General features: G+C 73.7%; 16 protein-coding genes. 7 read left to right on the top strand and 9 right to left on the bottom strand.

Annotated elements, in window-relative coordinates:
- From BCL76_RS02800 to BCL76_RS02775, 6 genes are all read left to right on the top strand, one after another.
- Entirely contained in the window at positions 1–1,071 is a 1,071-nt protein-coding gene (locus tag BCL76_RS02800) for a hypothetical protein (RefSeq protein WP_109777767.1), read from the top strand.
- A 22-nt stretch (positions 1,072–1,093) separates the two neighbouring features.
- Positions 1,094–1,903, top strand: coding sequence for a glycosyltransferase family 2 protein (locus BCL76_RS02795; protein WP_258309250.1), 810 nt, complete (start codon positions 1,094–1,096; stop codon positions 1,901–1,903).
- Positions 1,904–1,982: 79 nt separating this feature from the next.
- On the top strand, positions 1,983–3,173 hold the full coding sequence (locus BCL76_RS02790; protein WP_258309249.1) for an AAA family ATPase: 1,191 nt from the start codon (positions 1,983–1,985) through the stop codon (positions 3,171–3,173).
- Positions 3,170–3,664, top strand: a complete 495-nt coding sequence (locus tag BCL76_RS02785) for a bpX5 domain-containing protein (RefSeq protein ID WP_109777764.1) — start codon at positions 3,170–3,172, stop codon at positions 3,662–3,664. Before BCL76_RS02790 ends, BCL76_RS02785 begins: the two co-directional genes overlap by 4 nt.
- A complete protein-coding gene (locus BCL76_RS02780; protein WP_109777761.1) occupies positions 3,661–5,364 on the top strand; it encodes a hypothetical protein in 1,704 nt (567 codons plus the stop codon). Before BCL76_RS02785 ends, BCL76_RS02780 begins: the two co-directional genes overlap by 4 nt.
- Positions 5,361–8,255, top strand: a complete 2,895-nt coding sequence (locus tag BCL76_RS02775) for a bpX6 domain-containing protein (RefSeq protein ID WP_109777759.1) — start codon at positions 5,361–5,363, stop codon at positions 8,253–8,255. The genes BCL76_RS02780 and BCL76_RS02775 overlap by 4 nt, the downstream gene beginning before the upstream one ends.
- Before the next feature lie 54 nt (positions 8,256–8,309).
- On the opposite strand, the gene BCL76_RS02770 is transcribed toward BCL76_RS02775, so the two are convergent.
- The gene (locus tag BCL76_RS02770; protein WP_109777757.1) at positions 8,310–9,284 is read right to left on the bottom strand and encodes a glycosyltransferase; all 975 of its coding nucleotides are present in this window, start codon (positions 9,282–9,284) and stop codon (positions 8,310–8,312) included.
- On the bottom strand, positions 9,227–11,245 hold the full coding sequence (locus BCL76_RS02765; protein ID WP_109778311.1) for an O-antigen ligase family protein: 2,019 nt from the start codon (positions 11,243–11,245) through the stop codon (positions 9,227–9,229). The genes BCL76_RS02770 and BCL76_RS02765 overlap by 58 nt, the downstream gene beginning before the upstream one ends.
- 80 nt (positions 11,246–11,325) lie before the next feature.
- Between BCL76_RS02765 and BCL76_RS02760 the strand changes: the two genes are divergently transcribed.
- Positions 11,326–12,030: a Wzz/FepE/Etk N-terminal domain-containing protein gene (locus BCL76_RS02760; RefSeq protein ID WP_181382412.1), complete on the top strand. Its 705-nt coding sequence runs from the start codon at positions 11,326–11,328 to the stop codon at positions 12,028–12,030.
- 17 nt (positions 12,031–12,047) lie between these two features.
- Here the strand turns inward: BCL76_RS02760 and BCL76_RS02755 are convergent, their stop codons facing one another.
- From BCL76_RS02755 to BCL76_RS02725, 7 genes are read right to left on the bottom strand one after another with little or no spacing between them, the layout of a single operon-like run.
- A complete protein-coding gene (locus BCL76_RS02755) occupies positions 12,048–13,097 on the bottom strand; it encodes a glycosyltransferase (RefSeq protein WP_109777754.1) in 1,050 nt (349 codons plus the stop codon).
- The gene (locus BCL76_RS02750; protein ID WP_109777753.1) at positions 13,094–16,393 is read right to left on the bottom strand and encodes a DUF4082 domain-containing protein; all 3,300 of its coding nucleotides are present in this window, start codon (positions 16,391–16,393) and stop codon (positions 13,094–13,096) included. Before BCL76_RS02750 ends, BCL76_RS02755 begins: the two co-directional genes overlap by 4 nt.
- A 32-nt stretch (positions 16,394–16,425) precedes the next feature.
- Positions 16,426–17,541, bottom strand: a complete 1,116-nt coding sequence (locus tag BCL76_RS02745) for a DegT/DnrJ/EryC1/StrS family aminotransferase (RefSeq protein ID WP_109777751.1) — start codon at positions 17,539–17,541, stop codon at positions 16,426–16,428.
- Complete coding sequence (locus tag BCL76_RS02740) at positions 17,538–18,311, bottom strand: NeuD/PglB/VioB family sugar acetyltransferase (RefSeq protein WP_109777750.1); 774 nt, start codon at positions 18,309–18,311, stop codon at positions 17,538–17,540. Before BCL76_RS02740 ends, BCL76_RS02745 begins: the two co-directional genes overlap by 4 nt.
- Positions 18,308–19,486 (bottom strand): DegT/DnrJ/EryC1/StrS family aminotransferase, encoded by a 1,179-nt coding sequence (locus tag BCL76_RS02735; protein ID WP_219933923.1) that lies wholly within the window; start codon positions 19,484–19,486, stop codon positions 18,308–18,310. The genes BCL76_RS02740 and BCL76_RS02735 overlap by 4 nt, the downstream gene beginning before the upstream one ends.
- A complete protein-coding gene (locus BCL76_RS02730) occupies positions 19,483–20,487 on the bottom strand; it encodes an NAD-dependent epimerase/dehydratase family protein (RefSeq protein WP_109777747.1) in 1,005 nt (334 codons plus the stop codon). The genes BCL76_RS02735 and BCL76_RS02730 overlap by 4 nt, the downstream gene beginning before the upstream one ends.
- A 59-nt stretch (positions 20,488–20,546) precedes the next feature.
- On the bottom strand, positions 20,547–21,656 hold the full coding sequence (locus tag BCL76_RS02725) for a Gfo/Idh/MocA family protein (protein WP_109777745.1): 1,110 nt from the start codon (positions 21,654–21,656) through the stop codon (positions 20,547–20,549).
- Positions 21,657–21,987 lie beyond the last annotated feature (331 nt).

Genomic DNA, 21,987 nt, shown 5'->3' with positions numbered 1-21,987 from the left:
GTGACACAGCACCGAAGGCGCCTGACGGCGTGGCTGCTCGCCGGAGTGGTGCTCGCCGTCGTCCTCACCCTCTACCAGGCCGACCGGACCGCGGTGAGCGAAACCACGGCCGCCCCCGGCGCCACCGAACCCGCCACCCCCAGCACCACGGCCCCACCGCAGCCCTCGGCCTCCGCCTCGCCGACCACCTCCGGCCCGCCCTCCCCGACCGTCTCGCCGTCGGGGAGCGAACCGCCGCCCACCACCCCCGCCTGCACCTCGCCCGGCACCTGCGGATTCCCCGACGCGAGCACCACCGGCCCGCGGATCGCACTGGAACGGCACGACACCGGGAACATGTCCGTCAAGCAGGACGGCATGGTCATCAAGGGCTGGGACATTCGCGGCTCCCTCGACATCTACGCGAACGACGTCACCGTCATCGACAGCAGGATCACCTCGACCAACTGGTGGGGGGTCAATCTGCGCCCCGGCTACAGCGGACTGAAGGTCCTGCACACCACGATCACCGCCGTCGTGGGCAAGGGCCCCGACAACGGAGGGGTCAACTACGCGGTCTCCAACATGGGCGGCAGCTCCATCGAGGTCGGCTGGTGCGACATCTCGGTGTTCGGCAACGCCCTGTCCATGGGGCAGGGGGACCTGCACGACAACTACGTCCACGACATCGTCGCCTTCCGCAACCAGGGCGGCGAATGGCAGCACACCGACGCCGTCATCAGCGGCGGCGGCAACAAGGGACGGCTGACGATCCGCCGCAACACCCTGCTCAACTCCACGGCGGTGGACAAGGGCGCCACCGCGGCCGTGGGCCTGTTCGCCGACACCGGAGTGGTCTCCTCCGTGGTCGTCGACGGCAACTGGCTGGCCGGGGGAGCGTACGCCCTCTACGGCGGTGGCCCGGGCGCCACCGGCATCCAGGTCACGAACAACGTCTTCTCCACCCAGTACCACCCGGCCGCCGGTGCCTACGGCGCCGCCACCGCCTGGAACGCGGCCGGCGCCGGGAACGTGTGGAAGGGGAACCGCATGTCCGACGGTCGCCCCGTCGAACCCCCACCCGCCTCCTGACCACCGAGAGGACCGACAGGACATGATGCGCCGGATCGCGCGGGCCCCCTGGGAACTGCTCAAGCAGACCTTCGGCTGGCTGGTGCTCTTCGAAGCCAGGAACAAGGTCCTGCTGGCCCCCACCGCCCTGCGGCTGCGCCGCTTCGAGGACGCCGAGGCCCACCGCCTCGCCGCCGACCTGGGCGAGCCCCCCGCCGCCCTGGTCGCCACCGTCATCCCCACCCACCGGCGCCCCGAGGCACTGCGGGCCGCGGTCCGCTCCGCCCTCGACCAGACCGTCACCGACCAGGTGGTCGTCGTCGTCGACGACGGCGCGGGCCTGCCCGAACTCCCCGACGACCCACGACTCTTCGCGGTCTCCCTGGCCCGCAACACGGCGACCGCCGGCGTCGTGCGCAACGTCGGGATCCGGCTGACCAGGTCGCGCTACGTGGCCTTCCTCGACGACGACAACCTCTGGGAGCCCGACCATCTGGAGCAGGCCCTGGCCACGCTGGAGGCGCCCGAGGGGCCCGACGCCGTCTACACCGCACTGCGCAGGGTGCTGCCCGACGGCACCGACCGGGACGTCCTGTCGGTGTCCTTCGACCGCCGCCGCGCCGCCCACGAGGCCTTCCTGGACACCAACGCCTTCGTGGCGCGGCGCAACCGGTCCCTGTACTTCAGCCGACTGCGCCGCACCCCCGAGGTGCTGCCCCGCGAGGACTGGGAGCTGATACGCCGCTACGGCCGCCGCCACGAGGTACGCCACCTGCCCCGGGCGACCGTCCGCTACCTGGTCAACCCGGACAGCTTCTGGACCGCCTGGGAGAGCCCGGCGCCCCGCGACTGAGCAGGGGCCGGGCGGCACGGCGGGCGGTGTGGAAACCCGCTGGTGGGCGCCGATTCGGCCCCCGTAGACTCCGGTGCTCGTGACCGAGATCAGCATCGCCGCGACCCCCGCCCCCGCCACGCCCGACCCTGCCGCGCTCGCCGCGGACAGCGAGGTGGTCGGCGCTGCCGTGGCCGCCGCCGGCCGGGGCCTGATCGACCGCGAGACGGTCGCCGAGGTGGTCACACTCTGCGCGGTCGCCGGCGAGCACCTCCTGGTCGTCGGCGCACCGGGCACCGCCAAGTCCGAGGCCGTGCGCCGGGTCGCCGGTCAGCTCGGCGGCCGCTACTTCGAGTACCTGCTCGGCCGGTTCACGGAGCCGAACGAGCTGTTCGGGCCCGTCGACCTGCGCGGCCTGCGAGAGGGCCGGGTCGAGTTCGAGACCGCCGGGATGCTGCCCGAGGCCGAGATCGCCTTCCTGGACGAGGTGTTCCTCGGGTCCACGGCCGTGCTCAACACCCTGCTCGGCCTGCTCAACGAACGGGTCTTCCGCCGCGGCCGCACCGTCCTCGACAGCCCGCTGCGGGTTTGCGTCGGCGCCGCCAACCACCTGCCCGACGACCCCGCCCTGGCCGCCTTCGCGGACCGCTTCCTCGCCCGCGTGTTCGTCGAGCCGGTGGCCGACGCCCGGCTGGAGGAGCTGCTGGAGGCCGGCCGCCGCCGGCCTACGGCCGCAACCGCGGGGCCGGGCGGCCCCGGCGGCCTGCTCGCCGCCGTCGACCGGCTCGCCGCCGGCGCCCGCGCCTGCGACCTCGACGAGGTCACCCCGCTGCTCGGTACCGCCCTGCGCCGACTGCGTGCCGCCGGCGTACCGGTCAGCGACCGTCGGGCGGTGCGCTCGCAGAAGCTGGTCGCGGCCGCCGCCGTGCTGGACGGCCGCAGCGCCGCGTCCGCGCGTGACCTGTGGGTGCTGCCGCTGATCGCCCCGACCGCCGACACCCAGGCGCTGGCCCGCGACATCCTCGCCGACCTGGTGGAGAAGGCCGCCAACCGCAGCCTCGTGCACGCCGCGGAAGAGCTGTCGCGCAGCACGGCCGCGCGCGCGGAGCGGCTGGCCCACGCCGGCACCGCCCTGCTCGCGGAGCACCGGACCCTCCCCGAGGGACGTGACTCGCGCCTGCGGCTGGAAGCCGCGCTGCGTGAGATCGACGCGGGCTTCGAGCCGGCCGACCTGCCGGCCGCGCTGGCCGTGATACGCGCCGAGCTGGTCGCGGCGGTCGCCCCCTCGTGAGCGCCGACCGGCCTTCCCCGCCCGCGGCCGCGCGGTCCTTCCCGCTCCGGTGGGAGCGCCGTGAGCCCCCGCTCCCGGCGGTCGCCGTCCTCGCGGTGGGCGACGCGGTGCCCGGCCTGGCCGCGGCGACCCTGGAGCGGATCCGTGCCGGCGCCCGCCTCGGTGTGCTCGCCGACGACGGTCCGAGCCTGCCGGCCGCCGACCGCGCGCTGCTCGTCCTCGGCGCGGAGGCGGACCTGCCGTGGGCCGACGGGGCCCGCTACCTGGGCCGCGACGCCGGCCTGCTGGTCCCCACCACCGCCCGCCCCGAGCCGGCCGCCGCACTCTGGCGCCGGGCCGTCGGCGCGGCCGAGGGACGGCTCTGCGTCCTCGTACCGGGCCGTGCGCTGATCGCCGACCCGCCCACGCCTCTCACCTCCCCGGATGCGCTGGACGCCTTCCTCCGGCCCGAGGGCCCCGGCCGGCACGGAGCCGAGGACGGCGCCCGATGACGACCACCCGCCTGCCCGCCGCCCTCGCCCCCTGGGCCGGCACCCTCTCGGCCATCACCCCCGAACTCGCCGTCGCCTTCGGCCCGTTGCTGCGCCGCCTGGACGCCCTGGTCGGCGAGCGCGAGCCCGTCGCCGGTGTCCTCGGCGACCCCGACGGCCTCGGCGGCCTCACCCGCTCGGGCCGGCCGGACCAGCTGCTGCCCTCCGAATGGCTGCTCGCCGACGCGTACCCGGACGAGTTCCTGCGCCGCTTCGTCGACGGCGAACTGCTGCACCTCGCACCCGAGTTCCGCACCCCTGCGGTCCGTGGCAGGATCGCCGCCCTGGTCGACACCGGCCCCACCCAGGCAGGGGCGGGCCGGCTGGTCCAGCTCGCCGCACTCCTCGTCCTGCACCGCCGGGCGGCCGCGCGCGGCACCGAACTGGTCGTCGCCGTCCTCGGCGACCCGACCGGAAGCCCGCTCACCGGCGAACTCGCCGAGCTGCTGCCGGCCTGGCTGACCGCGCGCCGCCCCACCGACCCGACACCCTCGGACGTACAGCACGCCCTGGCCACCCTGGACGACGCCGACCAGGCCTGGCTGCTGACCTCGCCGCGCCTCGCCGACGGTCTCCCCGCACGCTCCAGGGTCCTGACGAGCGAGCCCGCCCGTTGGTCCGCCGACGGCGCGGGCCACGTCGTCGTCCGGCTCGACGGTACGACGGCCGAACTCCCGCTCCCCGCGAGCGAGATCGCCGTACGGGCACTGCGCGGGGCGGAGTTCCGCCGGGCCGATCCCGTCACCGTCGGACAGCCGGACGCCGACGCCGACGGCGCGGCCGGCTGGGCGCTGCCCGCCTTCACCACCGACGCCCGCACCCTGCTCGCCCGGGGCCGGCAGGCCACCACCCTGTTCGCCGTCAACCTGCCGAACGGCGACGCCCGCGTCACCGCCACCGTCCGGGCGCGCCGCCACGACCTGCCCGGGCCGGTGCTCGCCGCCGGCCGGACCGGCCGGCGCCTGATCGCCCTGTACGTCCGGGGCGGCGAGCTCGTCCCGTACGTCAGCGGCCGGCCGCTCGGCGAACGCGAACGGTACACCGCCGACCTCGCCGCCTTCGGGGTCGACCGCGACGAGGCCGTGCCGCAGGAACTGTTCGCCCGCCCGGTCCTGCCGCTGCTGCGCGCCGGCGGCGACCTGCTGCTGCCGCTGGCCGGCCGCTGGTGGCGGATCGCCCCGGACGGCAGCGTCGCCGAGGACGGGGCGCTCGGCCGGGGAGCGGGCGACCGGCCGTACTTCGACCGGTTCCGCGAGCCGAGGCTGCTCGAGAGCCGACCGCTGCACGAGGCGGCCCGCGACGCCCGCCACTTCCTGCACGGCGGCGGTTCCCAGGCCTGGTCGCAGGACGGCCGGACCTGGCAGGTGCGGACCGGCTCGGGGGAGGAGTGCCGCATCTCCTTCCGCGAGAACGCCGACGTGATCGGCCTCGTCCACGACCAGGGGGCGCCCGCGCTGATCACCGTCAGCCGCAGCGGCCTCGTGGTGCGCGCCGTGCGCGCCGGCGGTGTGCGGACCCTGACCCGCCTTTCCGGAGGATCCGGGCCGCCGGCCGTGCACCCCTCCATGCCGCTGATCGCCACCGAGACCAGGCCGGGCCGGATCGTGGTCGGCGACGCCAACACCGGCGCGATCCACTTCTTGATCGGGGGCACCGAATGAGCGCCACCCAGGGCGCGACGTTCCGCGCCACCGTCACGGCCACCGGGTTCGTCCTCGACGTGCCCGTGATCGGCCCGGCCGAGGCCGCCGAGCGTGTCCTCGCGTCCTGGCAGGAAGGCGCCGAGCTGCGGCTGCTTCCGGACGGAAGATGGCTGTTCACACCGGCCGAACCTGTGGAGATCCGCGCCGACCGGGCTCCCGGGCTGCCCGTCGTACGGACGGCCGGCGGCGCGTCGGCCACCCTCGGAGCCGACGTCGGCGCGGCGGCCGCCGGACACCTCGCGCTGGCCGCAGGGGGCATGACGGTCGTTCATCGGATCGCGGAACTGACGGAACTGGACCCGGCCGGGTGGCTCGACCTGTCCGGGCTCACGCTCCACCGCCCGCGACCGGTCGGCGCCGCCGAGCCCGAGGCCGAACCCGTCGTGGAGGCCCTGCCGCAGCAGCCGAGGACCGACCTGCGCGCTGCCGCCGGCATCGGGCCCCGGTCGGAGCGGGCCCGGCGGCTCACCGAGGACGCCCCGGCCGCCGCCCGTCGCCGGGCGGCGCCGTTCGCGGGGCGGAGGCGGCCGCTCTCCTTCCCCCGGACCGGCCCGTTCGCCGTCGCCGCCGTCGTCCTCCTCGTGGTGCTGCCCCTCCTCGTCGTCGTCGGGTCGCAGGGCAGCGCCCTCCACGTCGGCGTGCTGCTGCTCGCGTTCGCCGTCGGCCCGGCCGCCGCCCACTTCCGTAAGGGCGGCAAGGGCGCCGCGGCGGGCCCGGAAGGTTCCGCCGCCGTGGCCGGTACCGGCGGTTCCCCCTCGGAGCCGGAGCGCGGCCCGGCGCGCGACCGGGCCCGCCGGCCGCTGTTCAACGCACTCCTGGCCCGTCTGACGATGCGTACGGCCGGCGCGCTGGTCCAGGGCCGGCACGCCCGCTACCTGCGTGAGCTGACCGCCGCGTTCGAGCAGCGCCGCTGGGAGGACGCGCTGCGCGACGCGATCCGGCTGACCGGCGGCCGGACGTCCGAGGGGAAACCCTGGCTCGCTCTCGGCCTGCCCCGCCGCTTCGAGGGCGCCCTGCGCCCCACGCCGCAGGTCGGTGGTTCCGGGGCCGTCTCGCCGCTCTCCGGCCTCACCGTGCACCAGCACCTCGCCGCGCTCTACCAGCGGGCCGCCGAGGGGTTGGAGCGCGAGGGGCGGATCGACGAGGCCGCGTTCGTCCTCGCCGACCTGCGGGACGCCCCGGCCGAGGCGGTCGCGTTGCTGGTCCGGCACGGCCGTGCCGTACAGGCGGCCGAGCTGGCGGAGGGCCGTGACCTCGCCGCGGACCTCGTGGTCCGGCTCTGGTGGCAGGCCGGCGAGCGCGAGCGAGCCGTCCGGACGGCCTACCGACGGGCCGCGTTCGCCCCCGCCGTGGAGCGCCTCGTGGCCGACGACCCGGCGTCCGCCCGCGAGCTGCGCGCCGCCTGGGCCGCACACCGCAGGGAGTCCGGCGACCGCCTGGGCGCCGCCGAGGTGCTCTGGGCCGACGCGTCGCTGCGCCCCTCGGCGGTCGCCGACCTGCGTGACGCGGTCGCGCTCGGCGGGCCGACCCGAAGCCGGGCCCTGCCGTACCTGCTGGCGCTCGGCGCCGGAGAGTCGACCAGGGCGCTCGCCCTGGCCGTCCTCGACAGCGACGGGGATCCGGGCGCCACCGGACGGTCGGCGCTGGCCGCCGCACTGGCGGAACTCCCGGCCGCCGACCCGGCGGCGGACCGTGAGCTCGCCACCGCGGCGGCCCGCGCGGTCGTCCGGGACGGCGGCTTCGGCGGCACCCTCGGCGCCCGCGACGCGGGGGCCCGTCACGAGCGGCTGCTGAAGCGGGCCGACCCGCTGGTCGCCGCCGACCTGGCCAGGCCGCACCGCACCGGTCCCGGGGCGCACACCGCCGGGCACACCGCGGCGCACACCTCCGCCGACCGGCCCGGCACGCTGCCGGTGCTGGACGCGGCGCTGCTCGGCTCCGGCGCGGTCCTGGTCGCCTGCGGCCAGGCGGGCGTCCGGCTGCTCACCGCCGACGGCCGCACCAAGGCCCGCTGGGATGTACCCGCCGACCAGTTGGTGCTCGCCGACCACGGCGGCGCCGCGTTGCTCGTGGCCGGCTACGGCCGGGTCCGGGAAGTCTCCCGGCTCGACCTCGCCACCCGCTCGGTCCGGCCGTGGACGACGCTGAGCGCACAGCAGATCGTCCCGTCCTTCGACGGCCGGCACCTGATCACGGCCGACCACGACGGCATCACGGTGCTGGACACCCTCGCACCCCGGCCCACCGTGGTCTGGCGCGAACTCGGCGGCGGCGAAAGGCTGGTCGGACAGCTCGCCCGGACGCCTTCCGGATGTACGGGCGTCGTGGCGTCGGAGCTTCCCGACGGCACGCAGGTCGTCGAGCTCTGGCGCTGGGACCTGCCCGGCTGGGAGCTGCGCTCCCGTACCCGCCCGGAGGCCTTCCACCCCGGCCGCTTCGCCGTGCTCGGCTCCGGAAGCCTGCTCGCCGTCGACCCGCGACCGGCGGACGGGCCCGAGGGCGAGCTGCCGGACCGGACCGACCTGCACTGGATCGGGGAGCGCCCGATCGCCCGGACCGGCGACGGTCCGAGCGTCGAAGGCCTCGCGCCCAAGGCGCCGATCGCCGACGGCGACCACTGGGCGCTGGCGGTGCCCGGCCCGGACGGTACGGGCGTGCTCCTCCACACCGGCGCGGGCGGGGCCTGCGCGCCCACCGCCACCGTGTTCCACCCGCAGGCCGACGCACACCCCCCGGGCATCCGCCGGCACGCCGACGCGGTCACCCACTGGCACCGCTCCAGCCGGGTGCTCGCCACCACCCCCGACGGCGCGACCCTGCTCGCCAACCTGCGCGTCACGGTCGACTGAGGCCGGGGAAGCGGGTGCCCGGGGCGAGTCACCTCGGCCGTACGGAACGCCGTGTCACGGCCCGGGCGTGGCCCGGAGCGCCGACGGGGTGGCCAGGGCCTTCGCGGCCGCCAGGCTCGCGGGCCGGCCGAGCAGCGCGCGGGAGGTCTCCCGCAGCAGCACGGCCGCCCGGAACGCCGTTGTCGCCGCGGTCCCGTGCCGTCGCCCGTAGAGCCGGACCCGGTTGAGCGTCAGCAGGGTCCACAACCGCGGTGACACCTGCGAGTCCCCGCCCAGATGGGTGGCCGTGGCCGCGGGCTCCAGCCGGGTGACGAAGCCGAGGTCGCGGGCGCGCAGGCAGTACTCGGTCTCCTCCGAGTACAGGAAGAAGGACTCGTCCCAGGGCCCGCAGGCCTCCAGGCAATCCCCGGACAGTGCCATCAGCGCGCCCGTCGCCCAGTCCGCGACCGTCGTCCGCTCGTACGCGGCCGGGTCGGTGACCATCTCGCTCCAGCGCGGGAACCGCCCGGCCCGGCGGTTGCCCAGCACCGCCTCGCCGAGCGCCCGGGTCACCCGCGACTCGCGGCGCAGCGAGAGCAGCAGCGTACGGCCGTCCTCCTCGTACAGCAGCGGGACGCTGATGCCGACCCGGCCACCACCGGGCGCGCCGGTGCCCAGCGCGTCCACGAGCACCTTGGCGCAGCCCTGCCTCATTCGCACGTCCGGATTGCAGACCAGGGCCGCGCGGAAGCCGCTCTCCCACGTGGCGGCGGCCCCCAGGGCGGCGTTCACCCCGGCCGCGTAACCGGCGTTACGGCCGGTCCGGACGATCGTCGCGTCCGGGGCCAGGGACCGGACCAGCTCCACGGTGCCGTCGGCCGAGTCGTTGTCGGCGACGACCAGGCGCCAGTCGAGTCCGGCCATGCCCTCGGGCAACGAGGCCAGGAACTCCGGGAGCACGGCGGCGCTGTTCCAGGTGACGACGAGGACCGCTATCGGGCCGGCACCCGGCTCCGGTCGGCGGTCGGCTGCGGGCTGGTCGAACTGCATGGGGACTCCACGGTCGAGGGTTCCGGCGTCGTACGCCGGATGAACCCGAGGTAGCTGCCTCCGGCGGCGATCGTCAGGAAGAACACCCCGGCGAACATCGGGAAGCTGAGGGCGTCGAAGGTGGCGGCGATGACCAGGGAGACCAGGGCGGAGGCGAAGAAGGCCTGCCCCAGCTCCCGGTCGGACTCGGTGCGGGCCAGTCGGCGGATGGCACCGCCCTGGTGGATCCCGGCGAACAACAGGACCAGGAGGGCGAGCAGCCCCACGAGGCCCATCTCCGCCAGGGTGAGCATGTACTGGTTGTCGGTGAAGAAGAACAGCTCGGGCAGGAAGGTCCCGAAACCCCTCCCGAACAAAGGCCGTTCGGTGAGGTAGGGGACGATCGCGCTGTACTTGACGGTACGGGCCTGGGTGCTGCTGTCGGAGTTCGACACGAACGAGGCGAAGAGCGCCGTGATGGTGCCGATCAACCCAGGGATGATCACCTTGAAGCAGGCCACGGAGCCCATCAGCAACCCGATCGCGGCCCACCGTCGTTCCGGCTTCCAGCGCAGCACCATCACCAGGACCACGATGAGTGCCCCGATGATGGAGGTCCGTGACACCGTCAGCGGCAGCGCGCCCCCCATCAGCGCCACCGGCGCCCAGCGGCGCCAGGCGCGCAGGTGCCGCCGTACCGGATCGAAGGCCTGCTGCACGGCGAAGGGCAGCAGGATCGCGAGCATCCCGCCGAACTCCAGGGGCTGCGCCGTCGTGGCCCGCGGCCGGGTGAAGGAACCCCGGTCCAGGGTGGTGATCTGGGCGACGCTCGACTGCAGGCCCGGGATGCTGATGCTGTCGGCGACGTTCGTCGCCGTGAAGAAGTCGTAGAAGCCGATGGCGGCCACCACCGACCCCATCACCACGGCCCGGCGCAACAGCACGTCCAGGCGCTCGCGGTCCTGGATCCCCGCGGAGACCAGCACCACCAGGGACACCCAGACCAGCAGCCCGATCAGCCCGCGGTCCGCCGCCAGGATCTCCTTGTGCGAGCTGCCGCGCATCGCGTTCGCGAGGTAGGAGCCCAGTACGGAGAAGGCCAGCAGGCACATCATTACCCGCGGCAGCCGGGTACCGGGAGCCGGCCGGATCCGGCCGGTGATCCAGGCCGCCAGGTACCAGAACAGGCACAGGAGCGCGAACACGTTGGCCGGGGTCCCCACGCCGCCCATCCCCGGCAGGGTCAGGTTCGAGGGGATGAAGAAGGCCAACGCCAGATAGCCGCTCAGCAGGGCGGTCGCGTCCAGCTGCCGCCCCCACGGCTTACGGCGCCCGCGCCCCCGGGCCGGGGCGGCCCCGGCCGCGCGCCTGCGCCGTAGCGCCGCGAGCAGGCTGTCCGTCAGGAAGGACAGGACGAAGGCGGCGGTGGTGCCCAGGATGACGACGCCCAGCACCTGCTGGTAGCGGCTCTTCATCTGCGGCACCGGGGTCTGCGGCAGCACCACCGGAGCCGTCTGCACCATGTAGGCAGGCTTGACCTTGGCCGCCGCCTGGAGCGCGTTGAGCGTCTCCCCGGCGAAGGCCGTCAGCTTGTTGGTCTCCTCCAGCACGTTCGCCCGGTCGGTCCCCGTGACGGTCAGGGTGAGCATCGGCCCCGAGGTGTTCGCGGCGAAGCCGACCGTGTAGGGATCGGTCACGCCGATGCCCTGCAGGTCCCGCGCCGCGTCCGTCCCCGACAGCGTCCTGATCAGCACGTCCGCGGTCACCACCAGCGAACCGCCGGCGTTCGCGATGGGATTGCCGAAGGCGGGGGCCAGTTCGGCCACCGCCGTGGAGTCGAGCAGCGCCACCGAGCTCTGCGACTGGTAGGCCACCGGCACCGAACGGTACAGGTGCGCCCCCGCGAGCAGGCTGATCAGCGTCAGCGGCACCATCACGTACCAGCGGCGCCGGAGCACCGCGAGGATCTCACCGATGCTCATGAACACCCCCCGAGGAAGCCGCAATTGATGGCGGACCTACCCGTGTCCTGGAAAGATCGGTCACAACGGAAGGAATCCCTGTGTCGCCTGGTGAGTTGATCCGTGCGCTGCGTCGGCGCTGGTACGTCCTGATCGTGGCGGCGGTGCTCGCGGCCGCCGGAGCCGTGCAAGTGCTGCACCCCACCCAGACGTACCTGAGCACGGCGATCGTCGTGCTCAAGCCGCCGGTCACTGACAACCAGCCCAACCAACTGGCCAATCTGCAACCGCCGCTCGCCGCCGTCTCCTACGCGGCCGTGCAGCAGCTGGATTCGCCCGAGGGGGCCGAGGAGCTCCGCGCCGCCGGCGTGCACGGCACGTACCGGTTGATCCCGCGGAACAGCGGGACCAGCGTCACCCCGCGCTATCTGATCCCCTCGCTCCAGATCCAGGCGGAGCAGGCCGACCCGGCCACCGCCGACGCGGCCGTCCGGAAGATCATCGAGATCTACACGAAGCACCTGACGGACATGCAGACGCAGCAGGGCGTCCCGGACTCCGCGCGGATGAGCGTGACCCTGCTGGTGCCGCCCACCTCGGTGGCGCAGTCCGGCAACAAGGGCCGGGGCCTCGCCGGGGCGGCCCTGCTGGGCGGGGTCGGCGGCGTGGTGGTGGCCCTGTGGACCGACCGGCTCCTGACACGCCGGAGCCGGCGCCGGCAGCCGCACGAGGCAGCCACCGACGCCGGTCCGGTGGTCCGGGCCGAGGAGCCCGAGCGGGCCGCCCTCGCCGGGGCGACCCGCTGAACACGACGTTCGCGTCATCAAATCCCTCGACGCTTCCACGACCGCCACCACAGCCACTCGCGCCCCCGGTCGACCACGGCCGAGAGCACGAGCGGCTGGAGGTACGGCATGGCGCGCGCCCCGATGCGCCGACGCCTGAGCAGCGCCCGGTACTCGGCCAGCTTCGAGTACTCCCCGGGCAGGCACTCGGCGGCGAACTCCACGAGCTCGTCGACCGGTACCACCGCCGTGCGACCCCGGTCGTACGCCCGGTAGGCACGCCGCAGCGCGTACCGGGCGAGCCGGGTCCGCGCCGACAGCGCCAGCCGGTCGGAGCCGGGCAGCAGCCCACCGCACTTGGCGAGCACCGAGTCGAAGGCGACAAGGCGCTGGCGCAGGTCGTCGAGCTGCCCGCCGAAGTCCGTGGTGGACATGTTCTCGCCGTGGACCCGGTAGAAGGCCTGGTCGGCCCCCTGGACGTAGCCCACGTCGGCGTGCGCCGCGAGCCGCATCCACATCTCGATGTCGCCGGCGTGCGGCAGCTGCGGATCGTAGCCCCCGACCTTGCGCTGGAGGGCGGTGCGGACCACCACCTCGGGTGAGGTGATGCACCCGGTGCCCTCCCGGAACCGCCGGTCCAACCACCACCGACCGGGGTAGACGACCGACCCGGTGCTACGGGTACGGGCCGCGGGCAGCGGCCCGCCGTGCTGGAAGCGCAGCGGCCTGCCGTACGCGAAACCCGCCTCCGGGTGGGCGTCGAGCAGGGCCGCGGCGCGCACCAGGGCCCCCGGGACCAGCCGGTCGTCCGCCGACAGCAGGGCCACGTAGTCCCCGTCGGCCCACTCCAGCAGGCCCTCGTTGTAGGTGGCGATGTGGCCCTTGTTGGTCTCGTGGACCCGTACCTCGATCCGCGGGTCGGCGGCCGCCAGCGCGCGGGCGACCTCCGCGGAGTCGTCGGGCGAGGCGTCGTCGATGATCAGTACCCGTACGTCGACGCCCTCCTGCTCGTCCAGCACGCTCTTGACGCAGTCCGCCAGGAAATGGCCGTACTTGTAGCAGGGGATCACCACGCTGACCGTGCTCACTGCCCGCTCACCTCCGTCGACAGCCCCTCCTGCAGGGCGGGCGGCGCGGTGGTGGTGAAGATCGGGCCGACCCAGTAGTTCACCGAGCCGAAGGTGTTCGTCGGGAAGGCGGTGGCCGCCCCGTACTTGTAGAGCCCGTTGGCGCTGCCGGCCGTGTCGGCCGGTGCCACCAGCGGATAGGAGCGGTGCGCGCCGGTGAAGTAGCCGCCGTCCACCGAGTAGTTGCCGTTCGGTGCGTGGTAGGAGGCCACGTAGGTGGTGCCCGCCGTGATCTGTACCGGTGTGGCGAACTGCAGCTGCTGCCAGCCGGTCAGGGTCTCGCTGCCGAAGGTGCCGGTGGCGAGCAGGGTGCCGGAGGCGGACCACAGGCTGCCGGTGTGCGTACCGGTGTTGCCGGGGCCCTTGTAGAAGGTGACGCCGGTGATGTAGCCGTTCGCCGCCGACTGGAACCGGGTGCCCAGCTCCACGGAGTTGGCGTCGTCACCCACGTTGGCGGTGCTCGGCGTCGCGGCGCCGTTCCACAGGGTGCACGGGCAGTTCACGGTCGGCGGGCTCGCGCTCGTGGTGAAGTTCCACGTGACCGGGGCGGCCATCGCGTTGCCCCACAGGTCGGAGGCCTGGACGGACGCCGTGTAGGTGGAGTTCAGCGCCAGTTCGGAGGACGGGGTGAAGGTCGCGCTGTTGGACGCGCCCAGCACCTTGGTGCCCGGGACGGCGCCGCCGCCGGAGTCCTTCACGGAGAACACCAGCGTGTCCAGGTCGACGGCGTTGCTGAAGGTGGCCGACATGGCCGCCGTGATCTGCGTGCCGGTCGCCGCGGACTGCGGCGAGGTGGCGGTGACGGTGGGCGGGGTGGTGCTGGCGGTCGCGGTGTCCAGGACGGCGTCCACCCAGTAGTTGCTGCCGGACGCGGCGGTGGACGGGAACCCGCCCGTGCCGCTGTAGCGGTAGACGCCGTTGCCGCCGTCGGTACCGCTCTTCAGCGCGGTGAGCGGGGCCAGGCCCGCATCGCTCGCGGCGAAGGTGTTGTCGAAGGAGTAGCCGCCGTTCGGGGCGAAGTAGGAGGCCACATAGGTGGTGTTCGCCTTGACCGGGACCGGCGTGGCGAAGTTCAGCTGCTGCCAGCCGGAGGCCGTCTCGTTGGTGAAGGTGCCGGTGGCCAGGCGCTGGCCGGTGCTGCTCCAGAGGCTGCCGGTGTGGGTGCCGGTGTTGGCGGGGGACTTGTAGAAGCGGACGCCGGTGATCGAACCGGCCACCGAGGAACGGATCTTCACGCCGAGCTCGACGGCGCTGCCGTCACCGGCGTTGACGGTGCCCGGCACGGCCGCGGCGGGCCACACCGTGCAGGGGCACTGCTGCGGCCCCACCGTCAGCGGCACCGTGGTGGTGGCGCCGATGTTGACGCTGTCGTCCACGGCGCGCACCTTGATCTGCACGGCACCCGGGACGGTCGGGGTCCACTTGTAGCTCCAGGAGCCGAGGCCCGTGGTCGCCTTCCAGGTGGTGCCGCCGTCGGTGGAGACCTCCGTACGGGCGACCACACCGCCGCCGGTGTCGGCTGCCGTACCCGTGATGGTCACGGGCCGCAGCGCCGGTACGGTCGCGTTCGCCGCCGGGCTGGTCACCGTGACGCCCGGGCCCACGGCGTCCGTGGAGGCGGCGGAGGCGACCAGGTCGCTCTGCAGGGACCTGGGCTGGACGCCCATGTCGGCGAAGACGTTCACCGTGGCCTGCTGCATCCGCTTGTCCGCGGTGACCACCGTGTCGTCGGGGTTGCCGGTCGGCATGTTGGTCAGGCCCCAGGACCACTGCACCGTACCCGCGCCGAACACCAGCGCGTGCGAGGTCTGGTCGCGGAAGGCCACCAGGCTGTGCGTGGCGGTGCCGTTGCCGTAGGTGTTGCCGTAGTCCTTGAGGAGCTTGCCGTCCTCGATGTCCACCGTGGTGGAGGACATCGTGATCTGCCCGGCAGGCCGGCTGGCGTTCTCCACGTCGCTGTCCCACTCGTAGCCGAGCGTGCCGGTGGGGAACGTGGCGGTCTGCGACGGGGTGAGGTTCGCGACCGTGGTGTTGCGCCACAGCCGCTGCTTGGCGAAGGTGCCGGGCACGGTGATCGCGTCGCTGCGGTAGCCGTTGACGCTGAACATCGAGCCGGTCAGCTGGTTCTGCGGCTGGAAGGGGCGGCCGTTCGTGGCACTGGCCGGGTCCATGAAGGTGCCCGTCCAGATCCCGCTCGGGTCGGGGATGCCGTTCGGCTGCGGGAAGGACAGCTTGGTCTCCTTGTACGAGACCAGCGTCCGGTTGGCGGTGTTGGCACCGTCGATGCTCGGCGCCAGACGGGTCTTCCAGAAGACCTCGTTGCCGCTGAAGTACGTCTGGTGGACCCCGGCCTTGCGCGCGTTCAGCGCGTTCGTGAACTGCTCCTGGGTCCAGTACTCGTCGTGCCCGGAGGAGAGGAAGACCTTGTGGTTGCGCAGCAGGGTCCCGCCCCGGACCGACATGTCGATCCCGGACATGTAGCTCACGTCGTAGCCGTTGCGCTCCAGCCAGGCGACCATCTGGAACTCGGACCCGTAGATCCCGTTGTCCCCACCGATGTCCATCGGCCGGTTGTAGCTGACCTCGTACGCCCGCCCGTCCGGGGCGGGGCCGCCGCCGTCGTACAGGTCCTGGCCGCCGTAGTTGTTGTACGCCTGCCAGGTCTCGTCACTGGTCTGCACGACGATGTCGGAGTGGCTCGCGTCGTTGCGGACGACGAAGGGGTACGGCATCACACCGTTGCCGTCCGCCTGGTCGAAGTTGACCACGTAGAGCCCGGAGACGGCGTCGGCCGGCACGGTCCACGTCGCGGTGACGGGCCAGTTGCCGCAGTCGACCAGGCCGGTTGCGGCCTTCTTGGCGCAGTTCGCCGGGTTGCCGCCCGGCGCGAAGTTCGCCGGGTAGGTCTGGGCCGCCTGGGCCGCGGTCGACATCAGGCGTGCCCCGCTGCCGCCGTAGTGGCCGAGGCGGTAGACCGAGACCTTGTAGGACGTCGGCGACTGGATCTTGAACTGCACGGTTTCGCCGGCCTGGACGCTCGTCTGGGCCGGGAAACCCTTGATGTCGCCGTACGCGCTGGGTGCGAACCACTCCTCCATCGGCGTACCGGGCTTGGAGTTCTCGCACACGATGGCGTTCGTGGTGGGACCGCAGGGATCGACCGCACCGGCCACCGCCGCCGGCGGCAGGACCGTGGCCATCAAGGCCGCGATCACGGTGAAGAGACCGTAACGGAGCAACCTTGTCCGTCTGTTCATCTGGACCTCATTGTTTGCGTGAGCGCGCGGGGTCAGCGCAGGGCGTTGCGGAGCGTTTCCGCGACCCGCTGCTGCTGGGCGGCGGTGATCTGCGGGAAGAGGGGGAGCGAGAGCATCCGGTCCGCCGCCTGTTCGGCGTGCGGGAAGTCGCCACGGGTGTGGTCGAGATGGGCGAAGGCCGGGGTCAGGTGGACCGGCGCCGGGTAGTGCACGCCCGCGCCGATGCCCTCCGCGTTGAGCTTCCCGACGACGGCGTCGCGGTCGGCTCCGGCCACCCGGACCACGTACAGGTGCCACACGTGGACATTGCCCTCGGCCGTCACCGGCAGGGTGACCTGCCCGGCGGCGGCGAGGTCGCCCAGCAGCTCGTCGTAGCGGGCGGCGGCGGCCCGGCGGGCCGCGTTCCCCTCGGCCAGCCGGGCCAGTTTCGCCCGCAGCACCACGGCCTGCAGACCGTCGAGGCGACTGTTGAACCCGGCCACGTCGTGGCGGTACTTGGCGATGCCGCCGTGGTTGGCGAGGGCCCGGACCAGGTCCGCGCGCTCCTCGTCGTCGGTCACCACCGCGCCCGCGTCCCCGTACGCGCCGAGGTTCTTGCCCGGGTAGAAGCTGGTCGCGGCGATGCCCCCGCTGCCGGGGGAGCGGCCGTCCCGGGTCGCGCCCTGGCTCTGCGCGGCGTCCTCGACGATCCGCACGTGCGACGGCAGCCCCGCCGCCAGCGCCTCGGTGTCCGCGCACTGCCCGTAGAGGTGGACGGGGACCACCGCGCGGGTGGCCGCTCCCACGGCCTCCAGGGCGGCCCGCGGATCCATCAGCAAGGTGTCGGGGAGGCAGTCCACCAGCACCGGCCGGGCGCCGATACGGGCGACGGCGCCCGCGGTGGCGATGAAGGTGTTCGCGGGCAGCACCACCTCGTCGCCGACGCCCACCCCGCTCGCCCGCAGGGCGAGTTCGAGGGCGTCGGTGCCGTTGGCGACCCCCACGCAGTGCCCGACCCCCGCGAAGTCGGCGTACTCACGCTCGAACGCGCGGACCTCCGCACCGCCGATGAAAGCGGTGTCGGCGAGCACACGGTCGAAGCCTGCCCGTAATTCCTCGGCGACCTCGGCGTGCGCCGCCTTCAGGTCGACGAGCGGTATCTGGTTCATGCGACTGTGCTCCCCATCCGTGTGTCCGGCCACCGGCCGGCCGTCTCCTCGCCATCGGCCCGCAGCTCGTCGAGCGCCGGGCCGCCCGCCGCGCGCAGCCGGCGGGCGGGGCTTCCGGCCCACACCTCACCGGGCGGCACATCGGCCAGGACCGTGCTTCCCATACCGGTCAGCGACCAGGCGCCGACCGACGTGCCCTCGCGCACCAGCGCTCCCGCGCCCACGTACGCCCCGCGCCCCAGCCGCACCCCGCCGCCGAGACGGACGCCCGAGGCGAGCGTGGCGAAGTCCCCGACCCGGTCGTCGTGGGTGAGCACCACGTGCGGCATCACCGCGACGTGGGACCCGAGCCGGACGGCGGCCGTCAGCACGCAGTGCGCGAGCAGGACCGAGCCCGCGCCGAGCAGCGAGGACCCCGAGACCACCGCCGTGGGGTGGACCACCGTCGCGTAACGGCTCCCGGGCAGCCCCAGGCGCCGGACCAGCCGGGCCCGTACGGCGTAGTCGCGCGGACTGCCCACGCAGACCACCACCCGGGCCGCCGGCAGTTCGTGCACGAGGTGGCCGCCGCCCAGCACCGGCACCCCGTCGACCTCCCGGCCGTGCAGGCCCGGATCGTCGTCGAGGTGTCCGAGCAGCCGCCACCGCGGGGCCCGGCCGGACGCGGCCGCCGAGGCGGCCGCGTCCCGTACCGCCTGGGCGGTCTCGCGGGCGAACCCGCCCGCGCCGACGATCAGCAGATCCTCGGTCCGCGGCGGCGGGCCGCTCATCCGCCCGCCTGTTCGCGCAGCACCGCGACCACCCGGTCCTGCTGCTCCCGCGTCATCGTGTGGAACAGCGGCAGGATCAGGGAGTCGCGGCTGATCCGCTCGGTGACCGGCAGCGGCGCCGCGCCGTGGCCGGCGTACGCGGGCTCCAGGTGCGAGGCCATGATCCCGCGCCGGGCCGAGATGCCCGCCTCGGAGAGCGCCGCGAGCAGCGCGTCCCGGCCGACGGGGAAGTCCTCGGCCGGCAGCACCCAGTACGACTGGAAGTTGCCCTGGCCGTGACCGGGGTCCCGGACCGGTCGCAGCCCCGGGATCTCGCTCAGCAGCTCGGTGTACCGGGCCGCGAGCGAGCGCCGGCGGGCCACGATCTCGTCCAGCTTGCCGAGCTGTACCAGGCCGACCGCGGCCTGGATGTCGGTCATCCGGTAGTTGTAGCCGACCTCCAGGTAGCTCTCGACGACCGGTTTGCTGCTCGCGTGGCGCTGCGCGGCGGACACGTTCATGCCGTGCTCGCGCAGCCGGCGCAGCCGCTCCGCCCACCGGGCGTCGTCCGTGGTCAGCATGCCGCCCTCGCCGGTGGTGATCACCTTGCGGGGGTGGAAGGACCAGGCGGCGAGGAGCGCGCCGTGGCCCACCGACTTGCCGCCCACCGTCGCGCCGATGCCGCAGGCCGCGTCCTCCACCAGGGCCACGTCCCAGTCGGCGCACGCCGCGCGCAGCGCGTGCACGTCCGCGGGCACCCCGCCCTGGTGGACGGCGAGCACCGCCTTGGTCCGCGGGGTGCGGACCGCGTCCACGGTGGCCGGGGTGAGGTTGCCGGTGGCCTCCTCGACGTCCGCGAACACCGGCCGGGCGCCCACGTAACGCACCGCGTTGGCCGTGGCGATGAAGGACAGCGAGGGGACGATCACCTCGTCGCCGGGCCCGAGGTCCAGCGCGATCAGGGCCAGGTGCAGGGCGGTGGTGCACGAGCTCACCGCGATGCCGTGCTCGGCGCCCACCCGCTCGGCGAAGGCCCGCTCGAACTCGGCGACCCGCGGGCCCTGGGCCACCCAGCCGGAGAGCACCGCGTCGGCCGCCGCCTTCGCCTCCTCCTCGCCCAGCCACGGCACCATCACCGGGATCCGGGCGGGGGCGGCGTCCGGGGCGGTGACCGCAGCGGCGTCCGGGGCGCTCATCGGCCGGTCTCCGCGGCCGCGGCCGCCGCCGCGTCGGCGGCGCGCTCGGCCCGCCACCAATCCACCAGGTCCCGAAGGCCGGTGCGCAGGTCGATCTCGGCGGTGAAGCCGAGCCGCTCCGTCGCCCGCGAGGTGTCCGCGAGCCGCCGGGTGACGCCGTTCACCGCGCGGGCCGGCCCGTGCTCGGGCACCATGCCCTCGGCGCCCATCGCCTCCAGCAGGCCGTTCGCGAGCTGGAGCAGGCTGGTCTCGGTGCCGCTCGCGACGTTGAACACCTCGTCGGTCAGGTCCGACTCGGCGGCCAACAGGTTGGCGCGGGCGATGTCCCGGACGTCGACGAAGTCCATGGTCTGCAGGCCGTCGCCGAGGATCAGCGGCGGCTCGCCCGAGGCGATCCGCTCCATCCAGCGGATCAGCACCTCGGTGTAGAGGCCGTGGATGTCCATCCGGGGGCCGTACACGTTGAAGTAGCGCAGTGCCACGTAGTCCAGCCCGTACATGGAGTGGAAGCTGCGCAGCACCCCCTCGTTGAAGGCCTTCGCCGCACCGTAGAAGGTGTCGTTGTTGTACGGGTGGTGGCGCTCGGTGGTCGGGAACTGTTCGGCCAGGCCGTAGACCGAGGCCGAGGACGAGGCGATCACCTTGCCCACCCCTGCGGCCGCGGCCGCCTCCAGCACGTTGAAGGTGCCGTCCACCATGACCTCGTTCGCCAGCCGCGGGTCCTCCGCGCACTGGGTGATCCGGATGGCGGCGAGATGGAAGACCAGCTCGGCGCCCTCGGTCGCCTTCCGTACCGTGGCGACGTCGCGGATGTCGCCCTCGACGACCTGCACCACCCCGCTCGGCAGGGCGCGCGCCAGGTTGGCGGTCCGCCCCCGCACGAAGTTGTCGAGCACGACGACCTCGCGTGCCCCGTTGTCCACCAGCAGGTCCACCAGGTGCGAGCCGATCGTGCCCGACCCTCCGGTGACCAGAATCCTCTTGCCTCGTACGCTGCTCAACGTCCTGCCCCCCACTGAATGTTCGGTCGTGGTCTTGCGAGTGATCGGACCGCGCAGGGTCAACGCCCGGTGCGCAGTCCGACGACCGCTCCGCGGAACTCCAGGCTCCGGGAGGCGGCTTCCAGGATGTCCAGCACCTTGAGCCCCGCCCGGCCGTCCGTCAGCGGCGGCCGTCCGGTCCTGATGGACGCGGCGAACTCCTCGACCATGCTGCGCAGGGCCTCCTTCTCACCGATCGCGGGCGCCACCATGTCGCCGGTCCGGTAGGAGACGAGCATGTCCCGGCGCTCGTCCGCGCCGATCTCCTGCGGGGCGCTCAGGTCCACCCCGCGGTCGAACACCGCGACGCGCTGGGTGGGGTTGAGGTCGTCCCACACCAGGGTGCGCTTGGACCCGCCGACCATGGTGGTGCGTACCTTGGTCGGGGAGAGCCAGTTGACGTGCACGTGGGCGATGGCGCCGGTGCTCAGCTGGAGCGTCAGATAGGCCACGCAGGACTGGCCGGCCCCGATGGGATCGGCTCCGTGCGCGGCGACGGCGACCGGCTGCACGTGGTCCGGGAGGATGAAGTCCAGGACGGACAGGTCGTGGGGGGCCAGGTCCCACAGGACGTCGATGTCCTTCTGGACGAGCCCGAGGTTGATCCGTACCGAGTCCACGTAGTGGATCTCGCCGAGTTCGCCCGAGCGGACCATCTCGCGGATCCGGCCCACCGCCGGGGTGTAGCAGTAGGTGTGGTCGCACATCAGCGTGAGACCGCGTTCCTCGGCCTCGTTCACCAGCCGCAGCCCGTCCTCGTACGTGGCGGCCAAGGGCTTCTCCACGAGGACGTGCTTACCGGCGCGCAGCGCGGCCAGCGCCACGTCGAGATGGGTGCCCGCCGGGGTGGCCACCGCGACCGCGTCGACCTCCGGGTCGGCGAGGACCGCCTGGTAGTCGCCGGTGGCCTGGACCGTGGAGTACGCGCCGAGCACCTGCCGGGCCCGGTCCACGTTCAGATCGCAGAGCCAGCGCAACCGGAACCGGTCGCTGGACTGGAAGTTGCGGACGAGATTGGGGCCCCAGTAGCCCGCGCCGACCACGGCGACACCTAAGGGGGCGGACCCCTTTCCGGTGGCGCCCGTGTCCTGACCCGCGCCCTGCCCCGCGTCCTTCGCGGTGTCCTTCACGGCGTTTCCCTTCCTTCCGCGCACGCCGGACGGCGTGTCGCCAACTCATGGCCGGGACGCGTGTGATGGAGGGAAATGCCGTCGACGGCAGCCCGGACGCCTACGCGTCCCGTGCGTGACCTGCTCAACGGTGATGGCCCCCCACAACCGATGCCCTACGTGATCCGCGTGCTTCGCCCCCCGGCCCGACCGCCTGTTCCCCACAAGCAGCCGAACCCGTACCGCCTACCCCTTCGCCCGATGCCGGACACCGGCGTCGCCGAAGCGTGCCGAATCCGGTCGGCGCCGCTCAATCTAGTCCACCGGGCCTACCCCCGGGCAGAGTTGACGT

It is taken from the genome of Streptomyces sp. CG 926, from assembly GCF_003148825.1.
GTDB lineage: Bacteria > Actinomycetota > Actinomycetes > Streptomycetales > Streptomycetaceae > Streptomyces.
This window is presented reverse-complemented; position numbering and strand designations above follow the sequence as displayed.

What these genes read in the sequence shown, in the direction of transcription:
- BCL76_RS02795 (WP_258309250.1), top strand. Translation starts at nt 1,094, where the DNA reads ATGATGCGCCGGATCGCGCGGGCCCCCTGGGAACTGCTCAAGCAGACC.
- BCL76_RS02780 (WP_109777761.1), top strand. Translation starts at nt 3,661, where the DNA reads ATGACGACCACCCGCCTGCCCGCCGCCCTCGCCCCCTGGGCCGGCACC.
- BCL76_RS02775 (WP_109777759.1), top strand. Translation starts at nt 5,361, where the DNA reads ATGAGCGCCACCCAGGGCGCGACGTTCCGCGCCACCGTCACGGCCACC.
- BCL76_RS02770 (WP_109777757.1), bottom strand. Translation starts at nt 9,284, where the DNA reads ATGCAGTTCGACCAGCCCGCAGCCGACCGCCGACCGGAGCCGGGTGCC.
- BCL76_RS02765 (WP_109778311.1), bottom strand. Translation starts at nt 11,245, where the DNA reads ATGAGCATCGGTGAGATCCTCGCGGTGCTCCGGCGCCGCTGGTACGTG.
- BCL76_RS02750 (WP_109777753.1), bottom strand. Translation starts at nt 16,393, where the DNA reads ATGAACAGACGGACAAGGTTGCTCCGTTACGGTCTCTTCACCGTGATC.
- BCL76_RS02745 (WP_109777751.1), bottom strand. Translation starts at nt 17,541, where the DNA reads ATGAACCAGATACCGCTCGTCGACCTGAAGGCGGCGCACGCCGAGGTC.
- BCL76_RS02740 (WP_109777750.1), bottom strand. Translation starts at nt 18,311, where the DNA reads ATGAGCGGCCCGCCGCCGCGGACCGAGGATCTGCTGATCGTCGGCGCG.
- BCL76_RS02735 (WP_219933923.1), bottom strand. Translation starts at nt 19,486, where the DNA reads ATGAGCGCCCCGGACGCCGCTGCGGTCACCGCCCCGGACGCCGCCCCC.